We start from the raw sequence: 15,043 nt of genomic DNA, 5'->3' as shown, positions 1-15,043 counted from the left end.
CAGCTGGGGCGCCCTCTGGGAAGGCTGGGAAGCCCTGCAAAGTAAAATGGAGGGTTTTCTTGCCGCCAAGGATCTGATGGCGCAGGGGATCAAGATCTGATCAAGAGACAGCCCTTGCACAGCTCTCCCCTTCGGCGGGATAGGCGCCCGACATGAACGCTAAAGCCACGGGCGGGCACGGTATTGGTTCCCCCTGCAAACCACCGAGTCGAGTTCAACGGGTCAGGAGCGCCATCAGGGATGATGGCGTAGCCGCAGTCGGCATATGGGCCAAATCGGATCAGGGCGAGCACTGCTCGACCCCGATTTGGCGCGAGAACAAGGATGTTCGAAGCGGGCTTTGGCCGAAGCCATGGATGGCGTAGGCCAAAGTGCCGTCTGCGGCGCTCCGTCCGACCCGTTGGACGAGACGAGGGAACCCGCGAAGCGGGCGGTTTGCCGGGGGGAAGACTTTTGGTGTTATTTGCCAAAGAGAGCGGGTCTTTCAAAAGTCACTCGCCCCAGCCCGAAGGGCGGGCGAAACCCCATCGAGGGCAAGGCCCTCGCGTCCTGCATGGCAAAGCCATGCCATCCAAGCGTTGGCTGGCATTTCGCCGAGGAATGATGTTAGCTACCCCTCACCCTGGCCCTCTCCCGCAAGGGGAGAGGGGATCTGAGCGAAGGATGCCGTGGCTTCACGGCAGGGCACAATCAGAAACCGCAGCCTTGAGCTGCGGTTTTTATTTCTATTCCCCAAAGACGCTTTGACCCAAGCCAAAGCCCTATTTCCCCAACCCCTTGCACTGCGCTGCCCCTGCGGCGGGATAGGCGGTGAGTGTCTCATAGAGGGCGGCGCGCAGGCTGCCGGATTGGCAGAAGTCGCAGCTACCGCCAGCGTCGATATCGGTGATACGGGATCCTTGCGGCCCCTCCTTCACCAGATAGGTGCTGACAAAACGGTAGGTGCCGCTGGGGGTGTCGAGCGGGGTGCCCGGCTCGCCAAAGGTGAAACTCACCTTGACCTCGCTGCGATCCCTGCTGCCGGCGATGGCGCGAGACGAGAGTATCTCAGAGCCCAGCAGATGATCCCAGGCATTGGGCAGGAAGGGGTTGCCCTCGACGAAGGGGGGCTTCTCGTCCGGAGCTTCGCGGGTGGCTATTTCGCGCGCCTTGGAGGCGGCATTGAGCAGGCAGAGCAGCTCGGGGGAGAGGATGTTGGGCAACGCACCGCCCAGGTCTGCCTGATAGAGGCCGCTCGGTTTGACTTGGCGCTCCCAGTCGAGAAACTCGGCCACCTTGGCGCGGGCTTGGACCTGCATATCGGGGGCAGTGGCGGCCACAGACAGCCCGGACGCCAGCAGAGGCAGGGCCAGAAACGGCATCCAGTTCAACTTCATGACGTCATCTCCTTGTTATTCTTGAAAAACAGAGCCGCCATCGGGCCGGTTTATGCCGTATATTGGCCCTCTCCCTACCACAAAGGAACAGCCTCTTGAGACCCTATCCCGCTCTGTTGCTCTTGCTGGCAACCACTGCCGTTCAGGCCGAACAGGATTGTACTGCGCCGGTGACACAAACTGACATGAACATCTGTGCGTTTCAGGATTACCAGCGAGCCGATGCCAAGCTCAATGCCGCCTATAAAAAGCGGGTTGCCTCCCTGGAGAAGGCACAGCTGGAGAGGCTGAGAACTGCGCAACGGGCCTGGATCGCCTTTCGCGATGCCCAGTGCCGTTACGAGGCCGGCGTCTATGAAGGGGGATCAATGGCGCCCATGGTCCACAGCAGTTGTCTCACCCAGTTGACCGAGGCGCGCACCAAAGACCTGAACATATTGCCAGACCAGCCATGATCAGAGGCGCCAACCAAGTCAGGTAGGAACTGGGGGCAAGTAACAGATGGCTTGCAGGCACTCCGGCGAGTAATGATGCGAGCCCCCTCACCCTGACCATCTCCCCCAAGGGGCGAGGGGATCAGACCGCAGGATGCCGAGGCTTCGGCAGGCTACAAACAAAAACCGCAGCCCAAGGGCTGCGGTTTTTTTATAGGCTCAACCGGTTGGCGCCAGCAGCGCCACCGGCCTTAGGCACGGCGCCAGCTGGTTTTGCCGGCGCTGTCTTCCAGCACGATGCCCATCTCGGTGAGGCGGTTACGGGCGGCATCCGCCGCGGCCCAGTTCTTGTCGGCGCGGGCCTGATTGCGCTCGGCGATCAGGCGCTCGATCTCGGCGACCTCTTCGTCCGCCTCAATACCCTTCAAGAAAGCGTCCGGATCCTGTTGCAGGATGCCGAGCACGGCGCCCAGTTCGCGCAGGCGGGCACCGAGGCCAGCGGCGACAGCCATGTCTTCGGCTTTCTGGCGGTTGATCTCGCGCACCAGGTCGAACAGGGCGGAGTAGGCTTCCGGGGTGTTGAAGTCGTCGTCCATCGCTTCTTTGAAGCGAGCCACCTGCTCGTCACCACCGGCGGCGGCAGCCGCCGGCAGATCGCGCAGGGCGGTGTACATCCGCTCCAGGGCGGCGCGGGCTTGCTTCAAGTTATCTTCCGAGTAGTTGAGCTGGCTGCGGTAGTGACCGGACATCAGGAAGTAACGGACGGTTTCGGCGTCATAGTGGGCCAGCACATCGCGGATGGTGAAGAAGTTGCCAAGGGATTTGGACATCTTTTCTTTATCCACCATCACCATGCCGCTGTGCATCCAGGTGTTGACGTAGTCGCCACCGTGGGCGCAGCAGGACTGGGCAATCTCGTTCTCGTGGTGCGGGAACTGCAGATCCGAGCCGCCGCCGTGGATGTCGAAATGGTTGCCAAGGTGCTTGGAGTTCATGGCGGAGCACTCGATGTGCCAGCCAGGGCGACCCGGGCCCCAGGGGCTGTCCCAGGTCGGCTCGCCGGGCTTGGACATCTTCCACAGCACGAAGTCGAGCGGATTGCGCTTGGCATCCACCACGTCGACCCGGGCGCCGGCCTGCAACTGCTCCAGATCCTGGCCCGAGAGCTTGCCGTAGTCGGCGTAGGACTCGACGATGAACATCACATCGCCGTTGTCCGCCACGTAGGCGTGCCCTTTTTCCAGCAGGGTTTCAACCAGGGCGATGATCTCGCCGATGTGCTGGGTGGCGCGGGGTTCGATGTCCGGGCGCACCATGCCGAGGGCATCGAAATCCTGGTGCATGTCGCCGATGAGGCGCTCGGTGAGATCGTCACAGGTCACGTGCGTTTCGGCGGCGCGCTTGATGATCTTGTCGTCCACGTCGGTGACGTTGCGCACATAGGTGAGGTCGTATCCTGCATAACGCAGGTAGCGAGCGACGACGTCGAAGGCGACGAAGGTACGGCCATGGCCGATATGACAGTGATCATAGATAGTGACGCCACACACATACATGCCCACCTTGCCCGGGTGGATAGGTTTGAATTCTTCTTTTTGACGAGTGAGTGTGTTGTATATCTTCAGCATCTTATGACCACTGCCTGTGAGTAAAATGGCCTGCCATTCTAACCGCATCCGGTATAGAAAACGAGGCAGAAAAAGCCCCCTCTCCCCCCTGCCATCTATGCCGCAGGGCCTTGATGGGCTAGAATTGCCACCACTTTATGCCATACACCTGCGGGCACCTTGCTGCCCGCGTCAAAATGAAAGGACAACTCATGGTTACTCTGCATACCAACCACGGCGACATCACCCTGACCCTGAACGCGGAAAAAGCCCCGGAGACCGTGGCCAACTTCCTGCAATACTGCCGTGACGGTCACTACGACAACACCATCTTCCACCGCGTCATCGACGGCTTCATGATCCAGGGCGGCGGCTATGCCCCGGGCTTTGAAGAGAAAGAGACCCGCGCTCCCATCAAGAACGAGGCGGCCAATGGTCTGTCCAACAAGGTCGGCACCATCGCCATGGCCCGCACCATGGAGCCGCACTCCGCCAGCGCCCAGTTCTTCATCAACGTGAACAACAACGACTTCCTGGACTTCAAGTCCGCCACCACCCAGGGCTTCGGCTACTGCGTGTTCGGTGAAGTGACCGCCGGCATGGACGTGGTCAACAAGATCAAGGGCGTGAAGACCGGCAACTACGGCCGCATGCACCAGGACGTCCCGACCGAAGACATCGTCATCACCAAGGTGACCCTTGCCGAGTAATCCCTGCCGGCCAGGCTCTGATACCACTGCGGCCCCGGCCGCAGTTTTTCCATCTGCCGCCCCCAACTGGCGCCGCCTCGACTATCTGGCCCAGGGCAACGAACGTCAGCACTCGGCCCACGCCCTGCTGAGCGGCGGCCTGTGGGATGAGCTTGGCCCCCTGTGCAACGATCTGGCCCTGGTGAGCACGATCGCCATCGGGCTGGATAGGCCCGGCAGCGATCTCGACATCCTCTGCCAGCATCCGGACCCGGCCTTCCTTGCCGCGACACTGGCAGCACAAGGCTGGCAGGTGCGAAGCAAGGACGAGCAGGTCTGGATCGCCGAGCAGCGACGCCACGGGCCAGATGGCCAGTGCTGGCCAGTCGAGCTCTACCTCACCCCTGATCCCCTCGAGATGTGTCATGGCTGGCGCCACCTCAGCCTGATGGCCGCCCTGCTTGAGCGCTTTGGCGCCCCCTTCCACCGGGAAGTGCTGCGCCTGCGTTTTGATGAAGGGCTCAAGGGGGAAGCGGCCATGTGCCGCCTGCTGGGTCTGTCCGGCGACCCTTACGAGGCGTTGCTGACCCTGGAGGGCGTCAACCTTGCGGGGCTCTGCTGCCCTTCCCTCCCCCACCCGCTCGACGAGCAAGGTCACAGGCCTTGTCCGCCCCCAGGCGGGACTCTCTTACCATGATGCCCAGGAACTCATGAGCACCCTCTTTATCAGTGACATTCACCTCAGCCAAGGCAGGCCCGACATGACGGCGGCACTGGTGCGCTTTCTGGCCGAAGACGCGCCCGGGGCCGACGCCCTCTATGTGCTGGGGGATCTGTTCGAATTCTGGATTGGGGACGACGACCCCAACCCGCTCCACCGCGAGGTGGCCGATGCCTTTCTCGCCCTGAGCCAGCAAGGGGTGCCCCTCTATTTCATTCACGGCAACCGCGACTTCCTCTTGGGGCGCCAATTTGCCAAACGGGCCGGCATGACCCTGCTCGGCGACCCCTGCGTCATCGAGCTGTACGGCGAGCGGGTGCTGCTGAGCCACGGGGATCTGCTCTGCACCCGGGATGAGGGCTACCAGAAGTTTCGCCGCATCACACAACTCAAGTGGCTGCGCTGGCTCTTCCTGCGCCTGCCGCTCTCGCGCCGCCAGGCCATCGCCCACAAGATGCGCGGCCAGAGCCAGATGGAGAATGCCCACAAGAGCCAGATCATCATGGACGTGACCCCGGAGGCGGTGGACGACATGCTGCGCCAGCACGGCTGCCGCCTGATGATCCACGGCCACACCCACAGACCCGCCATCCACGACTTCACCCTGGATGGGCGTGCGGCGCGGCGCATCGTGCTGGGGGACTGGTTCGAGCAGGGGTCGGTGCTGGTGTGCTCCCCCGCCGGGCAGCGCCTCGACACCCGCGCGCTTGGCTGAAGTCCTCTGCCTGCCATGGTCAGGAGCGAGTCTCATATGACCGTTTCTGACTCACGCCGTGCTGCGGCGGGATACAAGCAGGATGCCTGCATATACTCTGGTTCTCTGCACACAACGAGGAGATGACCATGGGATTTCTTACTTGGGTGGTACTGGGGCTGATCGTCGGCATCCTGGCTAAATGGATCATGCCGGGCAAGGATGGCGGCGGTTTCTTCATGACGGTGATCCTGGGGGTGGTCGGCGCCATGGTGGGGGGCTATGTCAGCACCCTGCTCGGGATGGGAACGGTCACCGGCTTCAACCTGCCGAGCATCATCATCGCCACCGTTGGCGCCCTGATCGTGCTGTTTGTCTACAACAAGCTGCGCAGTTGAGGCGCAGCCACCCATCGATGCGAGGGCGCCACTGGCGCCCTCGCTGTTTTCTGCCCCGCTGGCTCCAGCTTGTCTCGACTACCCGATCTCATCCACTCGTTTCGTCCGTTCGATGCCGCGCTTGCATCATTTCTAGTTGAGGCGTCTAATAAGCCCCATGCAAGCCAATGACCCCCTGCCCCGCCGCCCTCGCGGCCGCCCTGCCCAGCACGGGCACACCTATGCCGACACCCGGGATCTGTTGATCCGCCGGGGCATGGAGCTGCTGACCGAACAGGGCATCGCCGCCACCTCCATCGAGCGGGTGTTGCAGTCGACCGGGATCCCCAAGGGCTCCTTCTATCACTACTTCGCCACCAAGCACGACTTCACCCTGGCGGTCATGGATGCCTATCACCACTACTTCTGCCGCAAGCTGACGCGCTATCTGGAGGATGAGAGCCTGCCCCCCCTGGCCCGTCTTGTTGCCTTCGTCGACAGCGCCTGCCGGGGCATGACCCGGTTTGCGTTCCAGCGGGGCTGCCTCGTGGGCAACCTGGGTCAGGAGGTGGTGCAGCTGTCCCCCGAGCTGCGCCTGCGCCTCGAGCAGATCCTCCTCGACTGGGAGGCGCTGCTTGCCCGCTGCCTGAGGGACGCGGTGACGGCGGGGGAGCTGCCCCCTGATTGTGACTGCCCTGCCCTCGCCCATCAGTTCTGGATCGGCTGGGAAGGGGCCGTGCTGCGCGCACGCCTGGTGGGCGATACCGAGCCCATGCTCTCTTTTCTCAATTTTTTCATGAAGTTAGCAAAGTGATTTTTTTTACGAAGATTAATAGTCAGTCAGTCCAATTAATGGGAGTAGACAAGATGTTCAACGGTATTCTGATCGAGAAAGACGAGGCGGGTTATCGCGCCAGCTACCAGAGCCTCTCCGAGGAGATGTTGCCTGCCGGGGATGTGACCGTGGCGGTAGAGTGGTCTTCCCTCAACTACAAGGATGGCCTGGCCCTCACCGGCGCCGCCCCCGTGGTACGCCGCTTCCCTCTGATCCCCGGTATCGACTTTGCCGGTACCGTGCTGGAGAGCCAGCATCCCGACTGGCACCCCGGCGACAAGGTGGTGCTCAACGGATGGGGCGTGGGCGAGACCCACAGCGGCGGGCTGGCGGAGCGGGCACGGGTCCGGGGCGACTGGCTGGTTGCCCTGCCTGAGCGCTTCCAGCCCCGGGACGCCATGGCCATCGGCACCGCAGGGTACACCGCCATGCTCTGCGTGATGGCGTTGGAGAAGCACAGCATCACCCCCGGTGACGGTGACATTCTGGTGACGGGCGCCAACGGCGGCGTGGGCAGCGTGGCGATCACCCTCCTGGCCAAGCTGGGTTATCGAGTGGTGGCCGCCACCGGGCGGCTGAACGAGGCCGACTATCTGACGTCCCTCGGCGCCGCCGAGGTGATCGATCGCGCCGAACTGGCCACGCCGGGACGCCCGCTGGGCAAGGAACGCTGGGCCGGCGTCATCGACACCGTCGGCAGCCACACCCTGGCCAATGCCTGCGCCACTACCCGCTACGGCGGCGCCGTGGCTGCCTGCGGTCTCGCGGGAGGGATGGACTTCCCCTCCACCGTCATGCCCTTCATCCTGCGCGGCGTCACCCTCTATGGCATCGACAGCGTGATGGCACCGCGCCCGCTGCGCCAGCAGGCCTGGGCCCGACTGGCCGAGGATCTCGACCTGACCCGCCTCAACCTCCTCACCCGGGAAGTGCCCCTTTCCCAGGTCGTGACCCTGGGGGATGCCTTCCTGGCAGGCCAGGTGCGCGGCCGGATCCTGGTCAATGTCCAGGGGTGATGACTGACGCGATATGAGCCGGCTCGCCTGACCAGGTCAGGCGAGCCTCTTTGTGTCCCCCTATTCAGGTCATGGAACTGAGCCGGGATGCAAACCCCATCAGCAGAACGCCTGCCCCGGGGCAGACGTTCGTGAAGGTCAAAACATCAGAAGGCCGCTTCATCAGTGCATAAGGTGCTCAGCTAACCGATCACCGAACAACATGATGACGAGCCCGGTCAGCATGACCAACATTCCACCCAGCTTTATCAAAGATACCGGACGCTGGATGGTGCCAAGCAGACCGAAATGGTCGATGACCTGGGATGAGAGCAACTGTCCGACGATGGCCAATCCAAGCAGGGCTGACAACCCGATTTTCGGTGCGAGCACGACATAGCTGAACAGCGCGCAAGCACCGATCAGGCCGCCGGCCAGACTCCACAGAGGCTGTGATGGAATGGCCGCAAGCGAGGTGAATAATCCGCCACGCAGCAGCGAGAAGACCCCGAGGCTGAATGCACCGGCCGCAAAGGAGAACAATGCGGCGGTGACCGAATCGCCCCCGAGTCCTCGTGCCAGCTGGCTATTCAGAGTTGTCTGCAGCGTGATCCCGAGACCTGCGGCAAAAGCGATGACGTAATACAGTGTGCTCATGGGTTGCATACCTGTCAGTGTGCCTGTGCCAGCGGCAGGAAGGCGTCAGCAAAAATGTCAGGCTCATACCCGGCGGCGGCAAACAGATGCTCACGGGACTCATCAATGGCGGCGCGAAGGCGCGTGCTGTCTACGCCAAGCACCTTGCCATGCTGCTTGACGATGCGTCCACCGATCATGACGGTATCAATGTTGCTGCGCTCTGTCGCATGCACCACGGTGCCAAAGGCATTGCCGGACGGGTAGAGGTTGATATCGCCAACATTGATCAGAATGAGATCCGCCTGTTTTCCTGGCGTCAGGCTCCCTACCTTGTCCAGCAGCCCTGCACAGGCGGCACCATCGACAGTCGCCGATTTGAGAAGTTGGGCAGCCGGCAGCGTGGTCAGCGAGTGGTCGGAGCCGCAGCAGTGCTGCTGATGCATGCCCATCACCCGTTGCAGGTAAAATGCCACGCGCATTTCCATAAACATATCAGTGCTGTAAGAGGTTTCATTGTCGACGCTGAGGCCAGGGTTGATGCCATGACGCTGCGCCGCCTGGATGGCAAACATACCGTCCTCGATGCCATAGTGCGCATCGGAGCGCGGGCAGACATTCACCCGGACACCGGCTTCTCGCAGGATCTTCCATCCCTCATCTGGCAGTGACGTACAGTGATTGAAAATATTGTCCGGGCCGAGCAGACCGCGCCGATGCAGTGACTCCAGCTCAGACGCCATAAAAGAACCAAAGAATTCAGTGACGATCGGCAGTTCCAGCCTGCGAGCCTCGGCCCACAATGCAGGCTCCAGCTGGGCCATGACAGCAAGGGAAACCAGGCTCTCTGGGTTGTCCTTGAAATATTTCTCTTGCAGGCGTTGCCAGTTACCCGGCCAATGAGCCTTGTCCCATTCCCCCGATACCGGTGCGCCGGAGGCGTGTATGGCACGGATCCCTGCATCCAGCAGGGCCTCGACGGCGGCGTCCGAATGGGCTGCGGTGCGGCTGTTATGGGAATTGTCAATGACGGTGGTGATGCCTGCATCAATGCAGCCCAGTGCCGTCAGCAGGTTGCCGATATACATATCGGCAGGGCGATAGTACTTGGCGAAAGAGAAGTGCGTGGCGTTGCTGTAGTCTTCCAGACAAGTGGCATTCGGATTGATGCGGCGCAGTTGTCCCTCCCAGGAGTGGCGATGAGAATCCACCATCCCCGGCATGGCGATCATGTTCGTAGCATTGATGATACGGGCACCATTCGCCTCCAGATTCTCGCCTATGGCCGTAATGGTTGATCCACTGATCAGAATGTCTCCACGTTCAATGTTACCCACGCTCTCATCCATGCTGAGGATCGTGGCCCCCTTGATCAAGATTGAATCTGGTATTACATCTTGATTATTAACAATATTTCTAACTTATCCGGTCATTTCAAGAGCCTCTTTTCTAGCCAATGGCAAAAAGATACGGCACTCTATTACCCTGAAAAAGATGACCAAACTGTTTTCATAATTCATGATCTTCGAATAATCATGGGAACTATCGGTAGAGTTATCGTCTCAAGGGAGAAGGGCTGTGGATCGTATTCAAGCTATGCAGATCTTTATGCGGGTTGCTGAGACCGGAAGCTTCGTGCAGGCAGCAGAGACCCTCTCACTGCCTTCCTCGACAGTCAGCAGTACGATTAAAAACCTCGAAAAATACCTGCAGGTGCGCCTGCTGAACAGAACAACGAGGCGGGTGAACCTCACCCCTGAAGGCCTGCAGTATCTTGGCCAGTGCAGGGAAATACTCTCATTGATTGAACATGCCGAGTCCAGCCTGACGGAGGCTATCAAGCGGCCACAGGGGCGTTTGCGGGTTGATATGCCGAGCGGGATAGCACATTCCATCGTCATGCCGAATCTCAGAGACTTTCACCAACGTTATCCAGATATCTACCTGATGATAGGTGTGAGTGACCGGCAGGTTGATCTTGTTCAGGAAGGTGTGGACTGCGTGATCAGAACAGGAGAGCTGAATAACTCCACCCTTGTTGCTCGTCCCCTTGGCAGGTTTCGGTGGGTAACCTGCGCCTCGCCTGAATACCTTCACGAAAACGGTGTTCCCCAGTCCCCTGAAGAACTGTCTGTGCACCAGGCGGTCCACTACTTTTCGGGCCTCGCCAGGCATGCAAACGAAATGCGCTTTGTCCGCGGTAAAGAGACTCTATCGGTTACTGTGAGCGGCACCGCAGCCGTCAATGACACGGGGCTTTATATCAAGATGTGCCTCGATGGCTTTGGCCTCATCCAGCTTGCCGAGAATGTTGTACTGGAGCACCTGCAGGCAGGAAGGCTCATCGAGGTGCTAGCAGATTGGCAACCGCCATCGGTGCCAGTCACATTGCTTTATCCCCATCAGCGTTTTCTGTCTCCTGCCGTGCGTGCATTTGCTGACTGGATTGCCGAACTTGTCCACAAGACCAGCCCGGGAAAATGAATACAACCATAGGATTCAAATCTGTTTGCTGGCCAACGAAACGCGAGGCCCAGGCGCCATAACAAGCCGCGCTAGCTTCAGTACCAAAGACCATCCCTAGACAACCTCGGCGCAGTGTCAAGACACATGTGCTTGCCTATGTCGGAGCACTCAGCCAGCCGATTACAGCAAATCACAGGGAGCAACAAGTCACCTGGACAGGAAATGGCCAATTCAGCAAAAGTGGGAAAGAAATTCTGGGGGGGGTAAAACAAAAACGACGCAATGAAGCGTCGTATCTGTTTAATCTGTAAGGCTTTTTCTTCAATTTTAATGGTGCCTGAGGCCGGAATCGAACCGGCACGACGCGAACGTCGAGGGATTTTAAATCCCTTGTGTCTACCGATTTCACCACTCAGGCACCGCAATCGGTATCAAGTCCGCGTGCGGGCTTGTCAATATGGAGGCACGTTCCGGAGTCGAACCGGACTAAACGGATTTGCAATCCGCTGCATAACCGCTTTGCTAACGCGCCATGCAAAAGAGAGGAACTCTCTATTGTCTGAATTTGGAGCGGGAAACGAGACTCGAACTCGCGACCCCGACCTTGGCAAGGTCGTGCTCTACCAACTGAGCTATTCCCGCATCGGTCTGGCTGACTGCCTGACTGTGAGAACGCATTCTAGCGATGTTCCCCGCCCAGTCAACCAAAAACATTTAATACGCTGATCGTTCGGGTGTTTTTTACCCTTTTCCCACACTTTTGCAGCTCATGGCCGTTTCTCGGCGCCAGTGGCAGAGAAACGGCCATCTTCCCGTCGGGACTAGAACCGGGAGTGGTAGCTGAGATCGCCCCAGGCGGCCTTCATGTACTGGAACATGGACCAGAAGGTGAGCACGGTGGCCACGTAGAGCAGCACATAGGCGAGCCACACCATCCAGATGTCGTATTGCCAGATGAGGCCGGTGAGCGACACCATCTGGATCATGGTCTTCCATTTGCCAATCCAGCTGACGGCCACCGAGGAGCGCTTGCCAAGCTCGGCCATCCATTCACGCAGGGCGGAGATGATGATCTCCCGGCCAATCATGGTCATGGCGGGGATGGTGACCCAGACGGTGTTGTAGTGCTCGACGATGACCACCAGGGCCGCCGCCACCATGATCTTGTCGGCCACCGGATCGAGGAAGGCGCCAAAGGCGGTGGACTGGTTCAGCTTGCGGGCAAGATAGCCGTCAAACCAGTCGGTTGCGGCCGCCAGGATAAAGACGATGGCCGCCGCCATGTAGGACCACTGATAGGGAAGGTAGAACAGGATGACGAAGACGGGGATGAGCAAAATCCGAAAGAACGTCAGCAGGTTAGGAATATTTGTCATTATTTTCAGCCACTTCTTGTATGCCGCTACATGGTAGCCCCAAGCCGATCGCGGATGCAACCGAACTGGCGCCCGCCTTGGTCCATTAATCCATCAATAACCTCAGGATGCCGGTCATTATGGCATTTGGGAGCCCCCTGCGTCACGGCTCTTGTGCGCAGGCGGCACGCCCTGATGCCCCCTGGCGTGACCACCTTCACACCAAAGGCAGCGTTAGAGCGAGTGCAATGCGTCGTGGATGGACTGGGCCAGCTCCTGGCTGATGCCGGGCACCTTGGCGAGCTCGTCCACCCCGGCTTTTTTCACCTCCTGCAAACCCCCCAGGTATTTGAGCAGCGCCTGCCGCCGTTTCGGCCCCACCCCGGGAATCTCTTCCAGGGTACTGGTGGTGCGGGCCTTTGCCCGCCTGGCCCGGTGGCCGGTGATGGCAAAGCGGTGGGATTCGTCGCGAATGTGCTGGATGAGGTGCAAGGCGGGCATGTCCGCCGGCAAATGCAGCTCTTCGTGGCTGTCCCCCAGGATCAGGGTCTCCAACCCCGCCTTGCGGGTCACCCCCTTGGCGATGCCCACCAGCAGCGGGTATTTGCCGCCGAGAAACTCCAGCTGGCGCGCCAGGATCTCCTCCGCGCGGCGCAACTGGCCGAGACCGCCGTCGATGAACAGCACATCCGGCACCTTGTCCGGCTCCTGCTGCTTGCCAAAGCGACGCTCCAGCGCCTGCTCCATGGCGGCATAGTCATCCCCGCCGGTGATACCGTCGATGTTGAAGCGGCGGTATTCCGAGGAGAGCGGCCCCTCCCGGTTGAACACCACGCAGGAGGCCACGGTGCGCTCCCCCATGGTGTGGGAGATATCGAAGCACTCCATGCGGGCGATGGGGGTCTCGAGCTCCAGCAGCTCCTCCAGCTGATCGTAACGGGCGGTGATGGTGCTCTTGTGGGCGAGGCGCGAGCGCAGCGCGGTCTGGGCGTTGATGGAGGCAAGCTTAATGAAGCGGGCCCGTTGGCTGCGCGTCCGGCTCACCACCCGCACCTTGTAGCCGGCGGTCTGGCTCAGGGTATCGGCGATGACGCTCTCATCCTCCAGCGCCACGTCCAGCAGCACCTCGCTCGGGATCTGCCGTCCCCCCTGCCCCGACAGATAGAACTGCAGCAGGAAGGATTGCACCACCTCGTCAAGCGGGGTATCGGCCGGCACTTTCGGGAAGTAACTGCGCGATCCCAGCACCTTGCCCTGGCGGATGAAGAGCACGTGGATGCAGGCGGTCCCCTGCTCGAAGGCCACCCCCACCACGTCGAGCTCGTCCAGCACGTTGCCGCTCACCGACTGCTGCTCGGTGACCCGGCGCAGGGCCTGGATCTGATCCCGGTAGCGGGCCGCCTCCTCGAAGCGCAGATCGCCGCTGGCGGACTCCATCTTGCCCACCAGTTCGCCGATCACCTGCTGGTTCTTGCCCGCGAGGAACAGCTTGGCCAGCGCCACCTGCTGGGCATATTCGGCCTCGCTCACCAGCCCGGCCACGCAGGGGCCGGCGCAGCGCTTGAGCTGGTAGAGCAGGCAGGGGCGGGTACGGTTGGCATAGACCGCATCCTCGCACTGACGCACCGGGAAGATCTTCTGCATCAGGTGCAGGCTCTCGCGTACCGCGCCACCGGAGGGGTAAGGGCCGAAATACTCCCCCTTCACCTTGCGGGCGCCGCGATGGACGCCGATGCGCGGGTGCCGATGGTCGGTGATGATGATCCAGGGGTAGGACTTGTCATCCCGCAGCAGCACGTTGTAGCGGGGCTGGTACTGCTTGATGAGGTTGTGCTCGAGGATCAGCGCCTCGGTCTCGGTGTGGGTGACCGTTACCTGCACATCGGCAATCTGGCGCACCAGGGTGCGGGTCTTGATGCTGTCGACGTTGGCCCGAAAGTAGGAGGCGAGCCGTTTTTTCAGATCCTTGGCCTTGCCCACGTAGATGACGGTGCCGCCGCTGTCGTACATGCGGTAGACACCGCTCTGGTGGGTGACGGCACTCAGGAATGCCTTGCTGTCAAAATGGGGCTCGGGAGAGAGGGTCATCGGCAACTCGACTCAACGGATGAATGCAAAAAGACGGGGAGAGCATACTGCCCACAGCCTGCAAAAAGCAAAAGGCGGCCGGTGCCGCCTTTGGTGTCCACACGCCCCCGTTACAGGGTATCGGCATCCAGCATGCCATAACGAATGGCCAGATGGGTCAGCTCCACGTCGCCGTTGATCCCCAGCTTGCTGAACAGGCGGTAGCGGTAGCTGTTGACCGTCTTCGGGCTCAGGTTGAGTTGCTCGGAGATGTCGGTCACCTTCTGCCCCTTGGTGATCATCATCATGATCTGCAGCTCCCGCTCGGAGAGGGACTTGAAGGGGTTCTCGTCGGCGGAGGCGAACTGGCTCAGGGCCATCTGCTGGGCGATCTCCGGGGAGATGTAGCGCTGACCGGAGTGAACCAGGCGAATGGCGTGGATCATCTCGTCCGGCGCGGCCCCCTTGGTGAGGTACCCGGCGGCGCCCGCCTGCATCACCTTGGTAGGGAACGGATTTTCTGAATGAATGGTCAGCACTATGATGCGTACATCGGGGCGGATCCGCAGGATCTTGCGGGTCGCTTCCAGACCGCCGATGCCCGGCATGTTCATGTCCATCAGGATCACATCGGGGTGATGTTGCCGACAGAAGGCCACCGCGGTTTCCCCGCTCTGCGCCTCGCCTACCACCTTGATCCCGCGGACGTCTTCCAAAATGCGTCTTATCCCTGTACGCACCAACTCATGATCATCGACCAGGAATACATTAATCACCCAAACACCCCGTTT

15 protein-coding genes and 3 tRNA genes are annotated in these 15,043 nt (G+C 60.7%); 8 read left to right on the top strand and 10 right to left on the bottom strand.

The window, feature by feature from the left end; translation table 11 throughout:
• Nucleotides 1-761: 761 nt before the first annotated feature.
• Nucleotides 762-1,376 carry a hypothetical protein gene (locus tag PG883_RS14465; RefSeq protein WP_103859056.1) on the bottom strand — a complete coding sequence of 205 codons (615 nt, stop codon included), beginning with the start codon at nt 1,374-1,376 and terminating at the stop codon, nt 762-764.
• Between the two features lie 95 nt (nt 1,377-1,471).
• Here PG883_RS14465 and PG883_RS14460 point away from each other — a divergent pair, with 95 nt between their 5' ends.
• Complete coding sequence (locus PG883_RS14460; RefSeq protein ID WP_103859055.1) at nt 1,472-1,831, top strand: lysozyme inhibitor LprI family protein; 360 nt, start codon at nt 1,472-1,474, stop codon at nt 1,829-1,831.
• A gap of 230 nt (nt 1,832-2,061) precedes the next feature.
• Here PG883_RS14460 and cysS read toward each other — a convergent pair whose 3' ends face one another.
• A complete protein-coding gene (gene cysS, locus PG883_RS14455) occupies nt 2,062-3,438 on the bottom strand; it encodes a cysteine--tRNA ligase (protein WP_160837471.1) in 1,377 nt (458 codons plus the stop codon).
• A gap of 191 nt (nt 3,439-3,629) precedes the next feature.
• Here cysS and PG883_RS14450 point away from each other — a divergent pair, with 191 nt between their 5' ends.
• From PG883_RS14450 to acuI, 6 genes are all read left to right on the top strand, one after another.
• A complete protein-coding gene (locus PG883_RS14450) occupies nt 3,630-4,127 on the top strand; it encodes a peptidylprolyl isomerase (RefSeq protein WP_052815097.1) in 498 nt (165 codons plus the stop codon).
• Nucleotides 4,117-4,803, top strand: coding sequence for a DUF4269 domain-containing protein (locus PG883_RS14445; RefSeq protein ID WP_052815098.1), 687 nt, complete (start codon nt 4,117-4,119; stop codon nt 4,801-4,803). Before PG883_RS14450 ends, PG883_RS14445 begins: the two co-directional genes overlap by 11 nt.
• A gap of 13 nt (nt 4,804-4,816) precedes the next feature.
• Complete coding sequence (lpxH, locus tag PG883_RS14440; RefSeq protein WP_052815099.1) at nt 4,817-5,542, top strand: UDP-2,3-diacylglucosamine diphosphatase; 726 nt, start codon at nt 4,817-4,819, stop codon at nt 5,540-5,542.
• A gap of 128 nt (nt 5,543-5,670) precedes the next feature.
• On the top strand, nt 5,671-5,919 hold the full coding sequence (locus tag PG883_RS14435) for a GlsB/YeaQ/YmgE family stress response membrane protein (RefSeq protein ID WP_010675223.1): 249 nt from the start codon (nt 5,671-5,673) through the stop codon (nt 5,917-5,919).
• Between the two features lie 157 nt (nt 5,920-6,076).
• Nucleotides 6,077-6,712 (top strand): acrylate utilization transcriptional regulator AcuR, encoded by a 636-nt coding sequence (gene acuR, locus PG883_RS14430; protein ID WP_039041196.1) that lies wholly within the window; start codon nt 6,077-6,079, stop codon nt 6,710-6,712.
• Nucleotides 6,713-6,765: 53 nt separating this feature from the next.
• A complete protein-coding gene (acuI, locus tag PG883_RS14425) occupies nt 6,766-7,749 on the top strand; it encodes an acrylyl-CoA reductase (NADPH) (protein ID WP_223916003.1) in 984 nt (327 codons plus the stop codon).
• A gap of 162 nt (nt 7,750-7,911) precedes the next feature.
• On the opposite strand, the gene PG883_RS14420 is transcribed toward acuI, so the two are convergent.
• Nucleotides 7,912-8,385 carry a DMT family transporter gene (locus PG883_RS14420; RefSeq protein WP_202904333.1) on the bottom strand — a complete coding sequence of 158 codons (474 nt, stop codon included), beginning with the start codon at nt 8,383-8,385 and terminating at the stop codon, nt 7,912-7,914.
• A 14-nt stretch (nt 8,386-8,399) separates the two neighbouring features.
• Nucleotides 8,400-9,740 carry an amidohydrolase family protein gene (locus tag PG883_RS14415; RefSeq protein WP_155488308.1) on the bottom strand — a complete coding sequence of 447 codons (1,341 nt, stop codon included), beginning with the start codon at nt 9,738-9,740 and terminating at the stop codon, nt 8,400-8,402.
• A gap of 202 nt (nt 9,741-9,942) precedes the next feature.
• Between PG883_RS14415 and PG883_RS14410 the strand changes: the two genes are divergently transcribed.
• On the top strand, nt 9,943-10,848 hold the full coding sequence (locus PG883_RS14410; RefSeq protein WP_041213122.1) for a LysR family transcriptional regulator: 906 nt from the start codon (nt 9,943-9,945) through the stop codon (nt 10,846-10,848).
• 313 nt (nt 10,849-11,161) lie between these two features.
• Here the strand turns inward: PG883_RS14410 and PG883_RS14405 are convergent.
• The 6 genes from PG883_RS14405 to uvrY all read right to left on the bottom strand — a co-directional run bounded on the left by PG883_RS14405 (nt 11,162) and on the right by uvrY (nt 15,028).
• Nucleotides 11,162-11,248 (bottom strand) — tRNA-Leu (locus PG883_RS14405).
• A gap of 40 nt (nt 11,249-11,288) precedes the next feature.
• Nucleotides 11,289-11,362, bottom strand: a tRNA-Cys gene (locus PG883_RS14400).
• A 34-nt stretch (nt 11,363-11,396) separates the two neighbouring features.
• Nucleotides 11,397-11,472, bottom strand: a tRNA-Gly gene (locus PG883_RS14395).
• 179 nt (nt 11,473-11,651) lie between these two features.
• On the bottom strand, nt 11,652-12,206 hold the full coding sequence (gene pgsA, locus PG883_RS14390) for a CDP-diacylglycerol--glycerol-3-phosphate 3-phosphatidyltransferase (RefSeq protein ID WP_010675229.1): 555 nt from the start codon (nt 12,204-12,206) through the stop codon (nt 11,652-11,654).
• Nucleotides 12,207-12,419: 213 nt separating this feature from the next.
• Nucleotides 12,420-14,273 carry an excinuclease ABC subunit UvrC gene (uvrC, locus tag PG883_RS14385; RefSeq protein WP_198497452.1) on the bottom strand — a complete coding sequence of 618 codons (1,854 nt, stop codon included), beginning with the start codon at nt 14,271-14,273 and terminating at the stop codon, nt 12,420-12,422.
• A gap of 110 nt (nt 14,274-14,383) precedes the next feature.
• The gene (uvrY, locus tag PG883_RS14380; protein ID WP_010675231.1) at nt 14,384-15,028 is read right to left on the bottom strand and encodes a UvrY/SirA/GacA family response regulator transcription factor; all 645 of its coding nucleotides are present in this window, start codon (nt 15,026-15,028) and stop codon (nt 14,384-14,386) included.
• Between the last annotated feature and the right edge of the window lie 15 nt (nt 15,029-15,043).

The organism is Aeromonas sp. QDB25, assembly GCF_027707725.1.
GTDB classification, from domain to species: domain Bacteria; phylum Pseudomonadota; class Gammaproteobacteria; order Enterobacterales; family Aeromonadaceae; genus Aeromonas; species Aeromonas caviae.
Note: the sequence above shows the minus strand (reverse complement) of the source record. Positions and strands in the feature narration are given on the sequence as shown.

What these genes read in the sequence shown, in the direction of transcription:
- PG883_RS14435 (WP_010675223.1), top strand. Translation starts at nt 5,671, where the DNA reads ATGGGATTTCTTACTTGGGTGGTACTGGGGCTGATCGTCGGCATCCTG.
- pgsA (WP_010675229.1), bottom strand. Translation starts at nt 12,206, where the DNA reads ATGACAAATATTCCTAACCTGCTGACGTTCTTTCGGATTTTGCTCATC.
- PG883_RS14465 (WP_103859056.1), bottom strand. Translation starts at nt 1,376, where the DNA reads ATGAAGTTGAACTGGATGCCGTTTCTGGCCCTGCCTCTGCTGGCGTCC.
- lpxH (WP_052815099.1), top strand. Translation starts at nt 4,817, where the DNA reads ATGAGCACCCTCTTTATCAGTGACATTCACCTCAGCCAAGGCAGGCCC.
- cysS (WP_160837471.1), bottom strand. Translation starts at nt 3,438, where the DNA reads ATGCTGAAGATATACAACACACTCACTCGTCAAAAAGAAGAATTCAAA.
- acuR (WP_039041196.1), top strand. Translation starts at nt 6,077, where the DNA reads ATGCAAGCCAATGACCCCCTGCCCCGCCGCCCTCGCGGCCGCCCTGCC.
- uvrC (WP_198497452.1), bottom strand. Translation starts at nt 14,273, where the DNA reads ATGACCCTCTCTCCCGAGCCCCATTTTGACAGCAAGGCATTCCTGAGT.
- acuI (WP_223916003.1), top strand. Translation starts at nt 6,766, where the DNA reads ATGTTCAACGGTATTCTGATCGAGAAAGACGAGGCGGGTTATCGCGCC.
- PG883_RS14450 (WP_052815097.1), top strand. Translation starts at nt 3,630, where the DNA reads ATGGTTACTCTGCATACCAACCACGGCGACATCACCCTGACCCTGAAC.
- PG883_RS14420 (WP_202904333.1), bottom strand. Translation starts at nt 8,385, where the DNA reads ATGAGCACACTGTATTACGTCATCGCTTTTGCCGCAGGTCTCGGGATC.